General features: G+C 68.9%; 15 protein-coding genes. 11 read left to right on the top strand and 4 right to left on the bottom strand.

All coding sequences use genetic code 11. The features are described 5' to 3' along the window. Position 1: 1 nt before the first annotated feature. The gene (flgC, locus tag ABIC44_RS07615; RefSeq protein ID WP_307102145.1) at positions 2 to 412 is read right to left on the bottom strand and encodes a flagellar basal body rod protein FlgC; all 411 of its coding nucleotides are present in this window, start codon (positions 410 to 412) and stop codon (positions 2 to 4) included. 3 nt (positions 413 to 415) lie between these two features. Next, the gene (gene flgB / locus ABIC44_RS07610) at positions 416 to 772 is read right to left on the bottom strand and encodes a flagellar basal body rod protein FlgB (protein WP_307102142.1); all 357 of its coding nucleotides are present in this window, start codon (positions 770 to 772) and stop codon (positions 416 to 418) included. 291 nt (positions 773 to 1,063) lie between these two features. Here flgB and ABIC44_RS07605 point away from each other — a divergent pair, with 291 nt between their 5' ends. The 9 genes from ABIC44_RS07605 (at position 1,064) to ABIC44_RS07565 (ending at position 8,801) form a co-directional block, all read left to right on the top strand. Further along, entirely contained in the window at positions 1,064 to 1,771 is a 708-nt protein-coding gene (locus tag ABIC44_RS07605; RefSeq protein ID WP_309691582.1) for a motility protein A, read from the top strand. Continuing rightward, complete coding sequence (locus tag ABIC44_RS07600; protein WP_307102137.1) at positions 1,768 to 2,316, top strand: flagellar motor protein MotB; 549 nt, start codon at positions 1,768 to 1,770, stop codon at positions 2,314 to 2,316. Before ABIC44_RS07605 ends, ABIC44_RS07600 begins: the two co-directional genes overlap by 4 nt. Next, the gene (locus tag ABIC44_RS07595) at positions 2,316 to 2,813 is read left to right on the top strand and encodes a flagella basal body P-ring formation protein FlgA (RefSeq protein ID WP_307102135.1); all 498 of its coding nucleotides are present in this window, start codon (positions 2,316 to 2,318) and stop codon (positions 2,811 to 2,813) included. Before ABIC44_RS07600 ends, ABIC44_RS07595 begins: the two co-directional genes overlap by 1 nt. A gap of 165 nt (positions 2,814 to 2,978) precedes the next feature. Next, positions 2,979 to 3,215 carry a flagellar biosynthesis anti-sigma factor FlgM gene (gene flgM / locus ABIC44_RS07590; RefSeq protein WP_354294651.1) on the top strand — a complete coding sequence of 79 codons (237 nt, stop codon included), beginning with the start codon at positions 2,979 to 2,981 and terminating at the stop codon, positions 3,213 to 3,215. Then, complete coding sequence (locus ABIC44_RS07585) at positions 3,212 to 3,523, top strand: flagellar protein FlgN (RefSeq protein ID WP_307102131.1); 312 nt, start codon at positions 3,212 to 3,214, stop codon at positions 3,521 to 3,523. The genes flgM and ABIC44_RS07585 overlap by 4 nt, the downstream gene beginning before the upstream one ends. A gap of 213 nt (positions 3,524 to 3,736) precedes the next feature. Next, a complete protein-coding gene (locus ABIC44_RS07580; RefSeq protein WP_354294649.1) occupies positions 3,737 to 4,603 on the top strand; it encodes a lytic transglycosylase domain-containing protein in 867 nt (288 codons plus the stop codon). A gap of 3 nt (positions 4,604 to 4,606) precedes the next feature. Then, positions 4,607 to 6,673, top strand: coding sequence for a flagellar biosynthesis protein FlhA (gene flhA / locus ABIC44_RS07575; protein WP_307102126.1), 2,067 nt, complete (start codon positions 4,607 to 4,609; stop codon positions 6,671 to 6,673). Beyond that, positions 6,670 to 7,479, top strand: a complete 810-nt coding sequence (locus ABIC44_RS07570) for a sigma-70 family RNA polymerase sigma factor (RefSeq protein ID WP_354294647.1) — start codon at positions 6,670 to 6,672, stop codon at positions 7,477 to 7,479. The genes flhA and ABIC44_RS07570 overlap by 4 nt, the downstream gene beginning before the upstream one ends. 95 nt (positions 7,480 to 7,574) lie before the next feature. Continuing rightward, positions 7,575 to 8,801 carry an ABC transporter permease gene (locus ABIC44_RS07565; RefSeq protein WP_354294645.1) on the top strand — a complete coding sequence of 409 codons (1,227 nt, stop codon included), beginning with the start codon at positions 7,575 to 7,577 and terminating at the stop codon, positions 8,799 to 8,801. Positions 8,802 to 8,938: 137 nt separating this feature from the next. Here the strand turns inward: ABIC44_RS07565 and ABIC44_RS07560 are convergent, their stop codons facing one another. Then, entirely contained in the window at positions 8,939 to 9,787 is an 849-nt protein-coding gene (locus tag ABIC44_RS07560; protein ID WP_309691570.1) for a flagellin N-terminal helical domain-containing protein, read from the bottom strand. Positions 9,788 to 9,999: 212 nt separating this feature from the next. Continuing rightward, positions 10,000 to 10,860: a flagellin N-terminal helical domain-containing protein gene (locus tag ABIC44_RS07555; RefSeq protein WP_354294643.1), complete on the bottom strand. Its 861-nt coding sequence runs from the start codon at positions 10,858 to 10,860 to the stop codon at positions 10,000 to 10,002. Between the two features lie 285 nt (positions 10,861 to 11,145). Between ABIC44_RS07555 and ABIC44_RS07550 the strand changes: the two genes are divergently transcribed. Next, on the top strand, positions 11,146 to 12,429 hold the full coding sequence (locus tag ABIC44_RS07550; protein WP_354294642.1) for a sigma-54 interaction domain-containing protein: 1,284 nt from the start codon (positions 11,146 to 11,148) through the stop codon (positions 12,427 to 12,429). Next, complete coding sequence (gene fliE, locus ABIC44_RS07545) at positions 12,426 to 12,800, top strand: flagellar hook-basal body complex protein FliE (protein ID WP_307102113.1); 375 nt, start codon at positions 12,426 to 12,428, stop codon at positions 12,798 to 12,800. The genes ABIC44_RS07550 and fliE overlap by 4 nt, the downstream gene beginning before the upstream one ends. Position 12,801 lies beyond the last annotated feature (1 nt).

Raw genomic sequence — 12,801 nt, 5'->3', positions numbered from 1 at the left:
ATCAGCGTCCCAGCTTGAGGGTATCGAGGATCAGCGACTTGGCCGTCTGCATGACCTCGACATTGTTCTGGTAGGTGCGCGAGGTCTCCATCATGTCGACCAGCTCGCGGGTCTCGTCGACGGCGGCCTCGTAGATATTGCCGTCCTTGTCGGCCAAGGGGTTGTTCGGATCGTGCCGCTTGGCGGGGTCTTCCCCGGCGGTCACGATCTTCTCGACATCGACGGTGGACAGGCCGGTCGCGGCGTCGAAGCTGGTGCGGAAGACCGGCTTCATCGTCTTGTACGCGGTCTCGGCCGACCCGGCGACGCCGCCCGCATTGGCGAGGTTCGACGCGGTGGTGTTCATCCGCACCAGCTGCGCCGACATGGCGCGGCCCGCGACCTGGAAGATGGAGAGAGGCGTGTCGGCCATCGCTTATTCGCCCTTCAGCGCGCGGGTGATGGTGGAGATGCGGCCGTTCAGGAACGACAGCGTCGTCTGATACTGGACGGCGTTTTCGGCGAAGGCGGTCTGTTCCTGGTTGAGTTCGACCGTGTTGCCGTCGAGCGAGGTCTGGAGCGGCACGCGATACTTCGTCGCGCCGGCGATCCCCTTGCCCTGGCCCTGGTCGGAGCCGCCCTCGATCGCGGCGAGCGCCGCCTTGAAATCGATGTCGCGCGCCTTGAATCCGGGGGTGGAGGCGTTGGCGATGTTCGAGGCCAGCACACCCATGCGCTGCGCCCGGACTTCCAGCGCCGCGCCGTGAATTCCGAAAAGCGTTTCTGCGGCCATCGTTCAACCTCCTTTCCCACGCGGATCATCGCGATAGCCGGGGATACGCAATCACCGTGCCAACCTGCCGAAAGGCGCGGAAAGGCGCGGGGTCGGGCTGGCCCACCCGCCCGGCCCGCCCGCCCTCCGGCAAGGCGTTGCCGCCTTTTGCCGGTCGGCGGCAACGAAGCGGCAGCGGGTTCCTGCCGCCCCGCCCGCGCCGCGCGCGCCGCGCCGACGCGCTCCCCCCAGCGGGTGCGACTTTGGCGAATCCGCACAGGCATTTGGCCTGGTCTTTGCGTGGCGGCGCGCATGATAGCCCTTCCACCGCTCCACCAGTTCTTCGACTCCGCGGCGCTCGCCATCGTGCTGGGCGGTACGCTGATCGCGACGCTGTTGCGCACGCCATGGCGTGACGGGCGGCGCGCGCTCCGGGCGCTGGCCGTACTGGCCCGGAAGCCCTTCGCCGCCGAGCCGCTGATCGAACAGATCGCGCATCTGTCGCGCGTCGCGCGGCGGCACGGGGTGCTGACGCTCGACCGTTCGGTCGTCACCGACCCCGATCTGGCCGAGGCGATCGCCGCGATCGTCGATGGCGAAGGGCCGGAGGCCGTGACCGCGCGGCTCGACCTGGCGCGGCAGGGGCGGATCGAGCGCCATGTCGCGGTCGCCGACATCTGGACCGGCGCGGCCGAGGTGGCGCCCGCCATGGGCATGGTCGGCACGCTGATCGGGCTGGCGGCGATGTTCGCGACGATGAACGATCCGCAGCGGATCGGCGGCGCGATGGCGATCGCGCTGCTCGCCACCCTCTATGGCGCGCTGTTCGCCAATCTGGTCGCCCAGCCGATCGCGATGCGGCTGCGTCGCGCCGCGCGGATCGAAGCGTTCGAGCGGACCCGCATCGTCGCCCCGCTCGCCGCCCTGGCCGCGCGCGAGGCCCCGCGCCCCTCGCGCGGATCGACGGCGTCGTCCAAGTCGGGCCCGTCCTCGCCGCCCAGCCTGATGAGCGTGGCATGAGCGATCCGGTGTTTCCCGATCCCGTGCCGTCGCGACCGATCTGGCTGATCACGCTGGCCGACCTTGCCCTGTTGCTGGTCGGCTTCCTCGTTCTGGTCCAGGCGACGGGGGCGGAGCGGCGGCCCGCGCTGCTCAACGGACTGCGCGCGCAGTTCGGCGCCAACACCGATCCCGCGTCGCAGGCGCTCCGCCTGCCCCCCGCCCCGCCGCCCGCCATGCCGGTCGCGACCGCCTCGTTGAGCTTCGCCCCCGGTTCGGCCGAGCCGGTCGATCCCGACCCGCTGCTGGGCCCCTGGGCGCGCGAGGCGCTGGCCGATCCGCGCATCCGCCTGTCGATCACCGGGGCGACCGACGGCAGCGCCGCCGATGTCGATCCCGTCACCCATAGCGCGGTCGTGCTGGCCGCCGATCGCGCCCGCGCCGCCGCCGCGCTGATCGGCCCCGCCGCCGCCGACCGCCTGATCCTTTCCACCGCCGCCAAGCCGGGCCCGCGCATCGCGATGGTCACGCTCGTCTTTGCCGGCGATCCGCCACGGAGACCCTGATGATCCTGTCGCTGCTTCTGGCCGGTGCCGCCGGCTTTCAGGATATTGCCGCGCTCGACGCCGCCGTCACCGCCTTTACCGGCCGCCCCGTCGGGGTGGAGGGGGGCGCCCGGTCGCCGGTCGATGCCAGGCTGAAGCTCAGCCAATGCCCCACCGTCGCGCTGTCGTGGCGCACCGAGATGCACGACGCGGTGGTCGTCACCTGTTCCAGCCCGCAATGGCGCATCTTCGTGCCGGTGCTGGCCGTGCCGAAGCCCGCCGCCGAGCCGCGCCCGATTCCCGTCGCCGCCGCCCGGGTGGAGCCGGTCATCAGACGCGGCGATCCGGTGGTGATCGAGGCGGGATCGAACGGCTTTTCGATCACCCGCGAAGGCGTGGCGATGGCCGATGCCGCGCCCGGCGCGCATTTCCTGGTCCGCATCGATTCGTCCCGCCAGCCGGTCCAGGCGGTCGCGCTGGCCAGCGGTCGCGCCACCCTGCCCGGCTGGGCCGAATAGCGGAATGCCCATCGGCCGGAAAATCGGGGGCGAGAGCGTAAATTCTCGCTAAAGATTCCCCGGATTCGGCCGTTACCCTCCATGTCAGCGGAACCAGAAGGTGCGGACATGGTGGATGTAACAAGGCTGAGTGCCGGGGAAGCGAGGATCGGGCGGATCGCCGCCGTGACGCGTCCCAACGCGCTCGCGGCGAGCACCCAGACCGCTCCGAACCCGGCCAAGGCGGCCAGCGAGACCAGCGGCGTCGGCAATCTGGCGCGCGACCTGGCGGCCCAGCCGCCGGTCGACATGGATCGTGTCGCCCAGATCAAGAAGGCCATCGCCAATGGCGATTTCCCGATCCTGCCGGCGACCATCGCCGACCAGATGATCGCCCTGAAGCTCGACTGGAACGGTAAATGACGCGCCGTGACGCCCTGATCCAGGTCATCGAGGCCCTGCACCGCGAAATCGCGGCGCTGAAGTCGAACGACGTGGTCGCCCTCGAACGCGCCACCTCCGAAAAGCTGGCCGCGATCGAACAGGTCGCCGCGCTGGGCACCGGCCCCGCCGGGCCCGAGCTGCGCGAGCTGGCAGACGAGGCCAACCGCCTGAACGAGACCTGCCGTATCTATGTGAACCTGATGGCGGCCAATGTCCGTCGCAAGCTCCAGACCCTGACCGGGGATGCCGGCATGGGCTATCGCCCCGCGATGCGCGCCTACGCCTGATTGCCGCTTGCCGGGCGGCAAGCCGTTGCCGCTTTGCCGCCAAACCCCCTGCCGACCCTGATGGCCGGTCCTGCCGGTCCCCAGCACGAAAGCCCGCTTTGCCGGGCTTTTTTCGTCTCCCGCGCCGGATTCGCACCGATCCCCGGCAGAGCCGCGGGAAATTGGCACGCCCTTTGCTGAGTAGAGCCCGAACAAGGGCTTTTACCGAACAGCATGACCGTCCAACCCGTCTCTCAAACCAGGATCCAATCGGCCATCGCGCTGGCGTCCAGCCGCACGGGTGTCGATTTCGGCTATCTGCTGGGGCAGGCCAAGCTCGAGTCCGGGCTGAACGCGAATGCCCGTGCGGGGACATCTTCGGCCTCGGGTCTGTACCAGTTCGTCGAGCAGAGCTGGCTCGCGGTGGTCAAGAAGCACGGCGCCGAGCATGGCCTGGGCTGGGCGGCGGATTCGATCGGCCAGTCGGGCGGACGCTATCATGTGTCGGGCGAGGCGCGCGCCGCCGTCATGGGGCTGCGCAACGATCCCACCGCCGCCTCGCTGATGGCGGCCGAACATGCCTCGGACAATAAGAGCGCGCTGGAGGCCACGCTGGGCCGCGAGGCGGGCGGCACCGACCTGTATATGGCGCATTTCCTGGGCCTGGGCGGCGCGACCAAGTTCCTGAGCACGATGGCCTCCAGCCCGCAGGCGACCGGCGCCGCGCTGTTCCCCGCCGCCGCGCGCGCCAACCGCTCGGTCTTCTACGCCGCGAACGGCCAGCCGCGCACGCTCTCCGACATCTACAACCGCTTCGCCGACAAGCTGGCGGGCAGCAGCGCCGACAGCGACGCGACCCGCGCCGCCAACCTGCAGTTCGCCGCACAGGCGCTCGCGCTGAAGGGCATGGGCGAGGATGCGACCGTCGTCACCGGCAACAACGAAAGCGCCGCCGACGCCATGGCCTGGGCCAACAGCACGATGAACCGGCTGGGCCTGCGCAACGGATCGGCCAGCATCACCGACAGCGACAGCGTGCTGCGCCCCAAGCCCGACCATGCGCGGCTGGCGTACATGATGCTCGCGAGCATGGGGGGTTAAACGATGGGCAAGCTGTTTTCCGGCGGCCGCACCATGGCCCTTCCCGCGGCGATCCTGCTGCTCGTCCTGGTCATGGTCGTGCCGATCCCGCCCGCGCTGCTCGACATCTTCTTCGTCGCCAATATCGCGATCAGCCTGGCCGTCCTGATGGTCGCGCTGAACGCCGAAAAGCCGCTCGACTTCTCGGCCTTTCCGACCGTCCTCCTGTTCGCCACGCTGTTCCGCCTGGGCCTCAACGTCGCCTCGACCCGTATCGTGCTGGTCCATGGTCATGAGGGCGAGAGCGCGGCGGGCCATGTCATCGAGGCGTTCGGCACCTTCCTGATCGGCGGCGACTATGTCGTCGGTCTCTTCGTCTTCGCGATCCTGATGATCATCAACCTGATCGTCGTGACCAAGGGCGCGGGCCGCGTGTCCGAAGTGTCGGCGCGCTTCACCCTGGACGCGCTGCCCGGCAAGCAGATGGCGATCGACGCCGACCTGAACGCCGGGCTCATCACCCCCGACCAGGCCAAGGCGCGCCGCGTCGAGGTGTCGACCGAGGCCGATTTCTACGGCTCGATGGACGGTTCGTCCAAGTTCGTGAAGGGCGACGCGGTCGCCGCGATGCTGATCCTGGCGGCCAATATCATCGGCGGCCTGATCCTGGGCCCGGTCAGCCACGGCATGGGCGTGGCCGATGCGGCCAAGACCTATATCCTGCTGGCCATCGGCGATGCGCTGGTCGCGCAGCTGCCCAGCCTGATGCTGTCGATCGCCGCCGCCGCCATCGTGACGCGCGTGTCGTCCGACAAGGATCTGGCGGGCCAGATCGGGTCGCAGTTCGGCGCGTCCAAGACCTGGATCCCGGTCGCGGTGATCCTGGGCCTGCTCGGCGCGCTGCCCGGCATGCCGCACCTGGTGCTGCTGCCCGCCGCCGCCATTGCCGGGTTCACCGCGTGGAAGCTGCGCCAGATCGAGAAGCGCCCGGTCCCCGTCCCCCCGCCCCCCGCGGCCGAGCCGGTCGATCCCTCGCGCATCGGCTGGGACGAGGTCATCGACGGGATGCAGGTGCATATCGATATCGGCTATGGCCTGGTGCCGCTGGTCGACGAGCGTCGCGGCGCCCCGCTGATGGCACGCATCACCGGCGTCCGCCGCCAGCTGTCCAAGGAACTGGGCTTCGTCGTGCCGCAGGCGCGGGTCCGCGACGACATCAATCTCGGGCCGTTCAACTACCGCATCCTCATCAACGGCGTCGTCGCCGCCGAGGATCAGGTGTCGCCCGACGAGATGCTGGCGCTCGACACCGGCCAGGCCTTCGGCACGCTGGACGGCAAGCCGGTCCAGGACCCGACCTTCGGCCTGCCCGCGACCTGGATCCTGAAGGGCGACGCCGATGCCGCCACCGGCATGGGCTATCTGGTCGTCGATCCGGGCACCGTCATGGCGACCCATCTGAACCATATTCTGGGCTCCAACGCCGCCGAGCTGCTCGGCCCCGACGAGGTCCAGTCGCTGCTCGACGGGCTGAAGGAACGCGCGAGCCAGCTCGCCGCCTCGCTCAGCCCCAACCCCCTGCCGCTCACCACCCTGACCCAGGTTCTCAAGGGCCTTCTTTCGGAGAATATCACCTTGAAGGAGTTCCGCCGCATCGCCAGCGCGATCGCCGTGGCGGCCCAGAAGACGCTCGACGCCGAAGAGATTGTCGAGCTGATCCGGCCGCAGCTGGGCGCGCTCATCATCCAGAAACTGTGCGGGATGCGCGAACCGCTGCGCGTCATGACGCTGGACGGCCAGCTCGAAGGGCTGCTGGGCCAGGCCATGCGCGCCGACACCGCGCGCCGCCATGTGATCGAGCCCGATCTGGGCCGCCGCATCACCGAGGCGCTGACCCATGCCGCCCAACCGCTGATCGCCGAGGCCAAGCCGTTCGCGCTGGTCGTCCAGCCGGGCGTGCGGCTCGCGATGCGCAAGCTGCTGCGCACCTGCATGCCCGACACGCCGGTCCTGTCCTTCTTCGAGGTGCCCGAGGAGAAGGCGGTCGAGGTCGTCGCCGTGATCGGCGCTCCGCAGGCGCTGGCCGCATGAGCGCGCATCCCCTGAGCGGCGCGTTCGTCAACGCCCAGAGCCTCAACCCGGCGAATTTCGATCCGGCGCTGGCCAACCCCACGGTCGCCGACCGCCCGATCACCTATCGTCCGGTCGTCCGTCGCCCCGGCGGCGACACCGATGCGATCATCCGCCAGCATCTGCCGCTGGTCCGCCGGATCGCGTGGCATGTGCACGGATCCATGTCGAGCCTGATCGAGGTCGAGGATCTGGTCCAGGTCGGGCTGGTCGCGCTGGTCGAGGCCGCCGCCTCGTTCGAGGAGCGCGGGGTCGAGTTCGGCCATTATCTGAAGTCGCGGCTGCGCGGCGCGATGATCGACGAGCTGCGCCGCCAGGCCACGACGACGCGCGGCGCGATGCGCCGCCGCCGCCAGTATAGCGAGGCGGTCACCACCCTGTCGCAGTCCGGCGGGCAGGCCCCGACCGACGAGGCGGTGGCGGAAAAGCTGGGCGTCTCGGTCGAGCGGCTGCGCGCCGACTACAAGACCGCCGAGGCGGTGCGGATGGAGGCGATCGACGATGTCTATGCCGACGACCTGCCCTGGTTCGCCGACGACACCCCCGACGCCTTCGAGCAGCTGGCCGAAAGCGACCTGCGCGACGCGCTGATCGCCGCCATCTCGGCGCTCCCCGAGCGCGAGGCGATGGTGATCCAGCTTTATTATGTCGAGGAACTCAACCTGGAGGAAATCGGCCAGGTGCTGGGCGTCGGCGCCGCGCGCATCTGCCAGATCAAGAGCGCGGCGCATGCCCGCCTGAAAAAGGCGCTCGCCAGCCAGCGGTAAGGCGATTCCTCCCCTGCGAGGGGGAGGAATGGGCCCGCGCCATTTCCGATGGCGCCATCTTCCTCTAAGCGCGTCCCCGATGACCGGGGACGCCGATGTTCGCACGCCATGAACGCCGACTGATCGCACGCTATCTGTGGCCGGGCGCGGGCGGGCGGCTGGTCCTGCTGGTTGCCGGGATCGGATGCACCGGCGTCATGATCGGCGTCGCCGCGCTGGTGCTGGTCATCGCGGTCATGAACGGCGCACAGACCAAGCTGGCCGACAGCGTCGCGCCGGTCGATGGCCATCTCAGCGTCATCGTGCCCGCCCGTGCCGCGATGACCGAGGGCCAGGTCGCCGCCGTCATCGCGCACCTGCCCGGCGTCGCGCGCACCGAGCCGATTCGCGAACTCACCGCCGCGCTGTCGATCGACGGGCGGATCACTCCCATCCAGTTGCAGGGCCGCGACCCGGCGACGCTCGCCCGGCTGGTCCCGACGATGCGGTCGGCGCTGGCCCATAGCCCGGACCCGGCGAACGCGGTCGCGATCGGACAGGATGCCGCGCTGCAACTGGGGCTGTTCCCCGGCGATACCATCGCGATCGGCCGGGTCCGTCTCGGCCCCGACCATATGCCGTCGCTCGACCTGTTCGACGCGAGGGTCGCCGCCTTCTATCCCGACGAGGACAAGGGGAGCGACCGGGTGACGGTGTTCGCGCCGCTCGATTCGCTGCCCATCCTGAAGGACGACGCCGCCGTCACCCGCCGGATCGCCGTCGTCCTGACCGATCCCGCGCGGGAGGCGGCGGTCGCGGCGGCGATCCGCAGGCGCCTGGGCCCCGGCTATCCGATCACCAGCTGGCGGCAGGCCAATCGCGCGCTGCTCGCCGCGCTCGTCACCGAGAAGATCGGGATGACGATCGCGGTCGGGCTGGTGACCCTGGTCGCGCTGTTCAACATCCTGTCGTCGATGACGCTGCTGGCGCGGGCCAAGCGGCGCGAGATCGCGATCCTGCGGACGATGGGCGTGTCGGTGGCGAGCATCGCGCGGATCTTCACGACGGTCGGCAGCATCATCGCGCTGACCGGCGCGGGCGTCGGCCTGGCGCTGGCGGCCGGATTGCTGACCCAGCGCGCCGCGATCGTCGCGGCGGTCCGCCATCTGTCCCCGGCGCGGCAGGCGGAATGGGACGTCTTCCTGTCCTTGCCGATCGGGATTTCGCGGACCGAGCTGGCCGCGATCGGCCTGAGCGTGGTGGCGGGGGCGGTGCTGGCCAGCCTCTATCCCGCGTGGCGGGCGGGGCGGACCTCGCCCGCGCTGGTGCTGCGCGCCGATTGAGCGCGGACATGAGTAAACCCCGGCGGCACGGCGGCCGCCGGGGTTTGTCCTGCAAACCGGCTTGGCGAGGGACTCGCGGCCGGTCGGCCCCGTCACCCGAGTGGGGGCGCGGTGCCGGGGCGCTCAGGAACCGGGTGTTACTGGCCGAGCAGCTTGAGCACGCCCTGCTGGGACTGGTTGGCCTGGCTCAGCATCGCGGTCGATGCCTGGCTCAGGATCTGGGCCTTGGCGAGCGCGGTGGTTTCCGCCGAGAAATCGGTGTCCTCGATACGGCTGCGCGCATCGGTCAGGTTCGTGACGTTGGAGGTCAGGTTGTTGACCGCCGACTGGAGCCGGTTCTGCGTGGCGCCGAGGCCCGCGCGGATATTGGCGACCTTGCCGATGGCCGAGTCGAAATTCTCGAGCGTCGCCGTGGACTTCACCGAGCTGGTCGTGCCGGCATTCGGATCGCCCAAGACCATGACGTTGGTCATTTCGGTCGCCGTCGTCAGATCGCTGAAATTCATGGTGATGGCGTCGCTGGTGTTCGCGCCCGCCTGGATCTGGACCGCGCCCGAATTGCCCGCGGTGCCGTTCAGCAGCTTCTGCCCGTTGAACTGGGTGTTGCGGAGAATCGTCGAAACCTGTGCCGCCAGGGCGTTCTGTTCGGCGGTAATGTTGTCCTTGTCGGTGGTCGAATAGATGCCATTGGCCTTCTGCACCGCCAGTTCGCGCATCCGCTGGAGCATGTTGCTCACTTCCTGGAGCGCACCTTCGGCGGTCTGCGCCATCGAGATGCCGTCGTTGGAATTGCGGATGGCCTGGTTCATGCCGCGCACCTGCGCCGACATCGAGGCGGCGATGGCGAGGCCGGCGGCGTCGTCCTTCGCGGAATTGATTCGCTTGCCGGTCGACAGGCGCTCCATCGACACGTTCAGCGCTTCCGATGCGGCGCCGTTGGCGCTCGACGCGCGTAACGCCGAAATATTACTGGCGATAACCGTCATGGTCGTTCTCCAAAGCCGGAGCTCTCCGCCGCCCCCAAGGCGAAGGTCGAGCTGCCAAGACGGGTAACGACCGCCTGGGACCAGACTTTAGAGAAAAGAGTCGTTTGGGCGCGTTTTTTCGGGCGGAGCCCCCCGGCACCCTATTATAAGGTACCGGGGGGTCCACCTTCCGCGACCGAGGGGATAACCGCGGTCGGCATTCGCCCAGGGCGTTAGCCGAGGAGCTTCAGCACGCCCTGCTGCGACTGGTTGGCCTGGCTCAGCATCGCGGTGGACGCCTGGCTCAGGATCTGCGCCTTGGCGAGCGCGGTGGTTTCTTCCGAGAAGTCGGTGTCCTGGATGCGGCTGCGCGCTTCGGACAGGTTGGTCATGTTCGACGTCGCGCTGTTGACCGCCGACTGGAGACGGTTCTGGGTGGCACCCAGGCCCGCGCGGATCTTCGACACGTCGGCGATCGCGGCGTCGTAATTGTCCAGCGTGTCCGACTTCAGCGAGGTCGAACCCGAAGCCGGGGCGAAATCGACCACTGCGCTCAGCTTCGAACCCGTGTCGGCCGCGCCGCCGGTACCGGCCGCATAGGTCGCGGTCATGTCGCGCAGATTGATCGAAACCGTATCGCTGCTGGTCGCGCCGGTCTGGATCGAGACCGAGGCGGCCGCATTGAACAGCGCCGTGCCGTTGAACTTGGTGTTCTTCACGACCGAGCTGATCTGGTCGGCGAGCGTCGTCTGCTCGTTGGTGATGTTCCTCTTGTCGTCGGCCGAATAGGTGCCGTTCGACGACTGGACCTTCAGCTCGCGCATGCGCTGCAGCATGTTGCTGACCTCGTTCAGCGCGCCTTCGGCCGTCTGCGCCATCGAGATGCCGTCATTGGCGTTGCGGATGCCCTGCGCCATGCCCTTGATCTGCGCGGTCATCGAGTTGCTGATCGCCAGACCGGCGGCGTCGTCCTTTGCCGAGTTGATGCGCTGGCCGGTCGACAGGCGCTCCATCGAGCTGCTGAGGGCCAAGGACGCCGAGGTCGACGCGGCGGTAGCACGCAATGCACTGATATTGCTGGCAATAACGGTCATGTGATGTCTCCAAATCTGCTCGGCGATCCGTCTGTGTCCCCTCTGGATCACCGAGCCGCCGAGTGGAGTAACGGCCGCTTTCCGGCAGGCTTTAGCCGGTGGCATGCAAATTTTTGCCGGTTGCCTTGCCGGTTTTGCCGGAACGGTCGCGCGCGCGCCGGTGCGTCGCGAGCACACATACGGGCGCGCGTCGCGCCCGGAAAAAACTTGCCGTTCGCGTTGCCGCATTAACCACGGTTTTACCAAAGAAGGGGCATTGGAGAGTCACGAAAGGACTCAAGCCCGATGTCGTCGATTTTCCCCTCCGCTGCGCTGGTTAAGCAGAAATACGCGCTGATTTCCGCGCTGCGTGCCCAGGGCCTGGCGATCGCCGAGTCGGGTGCCGTTCCCCAGGCCGGGGACATGTTCCTGCTGGCCGAGGGCGACCCGGTCGAGCATCCGGCACGCTCGGTCGTCGTCATCGACGGCCCGGCCCCCGCCATCGTCCCGGCAAGCGGCGGCCGCCCCGCCACCGTGACCTATTCGGCGGCCGAGGCGGGCGTGGGCAACAGCTTCGTGCGCGCACTGGTCGCCGGGCCGACCGTGCCGACCGCCGCCGACCCGGAGAGCCTGGCGCTGTTCACGCTGGCCGAGCGCGTCGCCCAGTCGGACATCACCGTCCTCATCAACGGCCCGACCGGCACCGGCAAGGAAGTGGTGGCCCGCGCCATCCACGCCCAGTCGGCCCGCGCGGCCAAGCCCTTCGTCGCGATCAACTGCGCCGCCCTGCCCGAGTCGATGCTCGAGGCACTGCTCTTCGGCCACCAGAAGGGCGCGTTCACCGGCGCGGCGCAGGCGGGCGAAGGCTTTTTCCGCGCGGCGGACGGCGGCACGCTGCTCCTCGACGAGATCGCCGAGATGCCGCTCCAGCTCCAGGCCAAGCTGCTCCGCGTACTGCAGGAGCGCGAGGTGATCCCGCTCGGCGCGTCGATGCCGCAGTCGGTCGATGTCCGCGTCATCGCCTGCGCCAATCGCGACCTCCAGGCCGAAGTCGCGGCGGGCCGGTTCCGCGCCGACCTCTACTACCGCCTGTCGGTCTTCCCGCTGACCACCAAGGCGCTGGGCGAGCGTCGCATGGACATTCCCGCGCTCGCCGCGACGATGATCCTGCGCCACGCCGCCGGCCGCACCGTCATGCCCTGGCCCAGCACCGCCGCGATCGAGAAGCTGGCGATGCACAACTGGCCCGGCAATGTCCGCGAGCTGGAGAATGTGATCCAGCGCGCGCTGCTCTTCGCGGGCGGTGCGACGATCGAGGCCGAGCATATCGTGTTCGACCGCCCGATGGTCGCCAACGACACCGATGACATGCCGCTGACCGTGACGACCGCGGAAGCCACGCTGGGCAAGGTCGTGCAGATGAGCGAATTCGCCGCGATCCGCGAGATGCTGGCCGCGTGCGGCGGCAACCGGGTCGAGACCGCCAAGCGCCTGGGCATTTCCGAGCGCACGCTGCGCTATCGCCTCGCCAAGGCGCGCGAGCAGGGCGAGGAGATCATCCGCCCCTCTAGCCGGGCCATGATGGCATGAGCGTCGGCGGTGTCGGCGGCGCGATGAGCGTCGACCGGGTGATGGCGCTTCGTGCCCAGATCCTGGAACGCAATCAGGCGCTCAAGGCGGCAAGCCAGGCCGGTGCCAATCAGGCGGCACAGGCCGCCCAGACTCAAGCCCCGGCCGCGCCGGCGACCTTCGCCGACACGCTGGAGTCCGCGCTGAAGGGCGTGAACGAGGGCCAGCAACAGGCCGCCCGCCTGTCCGAAAGCTATGAACGCGGCGAAACCGTCGACATCGCCAAGGTGATGATGGCCCGCCAGCAGGCGTCGGTCGGGTTCGAGGCGACGCTGCAGGTCCGCAACAAACTCCTGTCCGCCTACAAGGACATCATGAGCATGCCGGTGTAAG

This window comes from Sphingomonas sp. 1185, from assembly GCF_040544655.1.
In the GTDB taxonomy this organism is placed as follows: domain Bacteria; phylum Pseudomonadota; class Alphaproteobacteria; order Sphingomonadales; family Sphingomonadaceae; genus Sphingomonas.
Note: the sequence above shows the minus strand (reverse complement) of the source record. Positions and strands in the feature narration are given on the sequence as shown.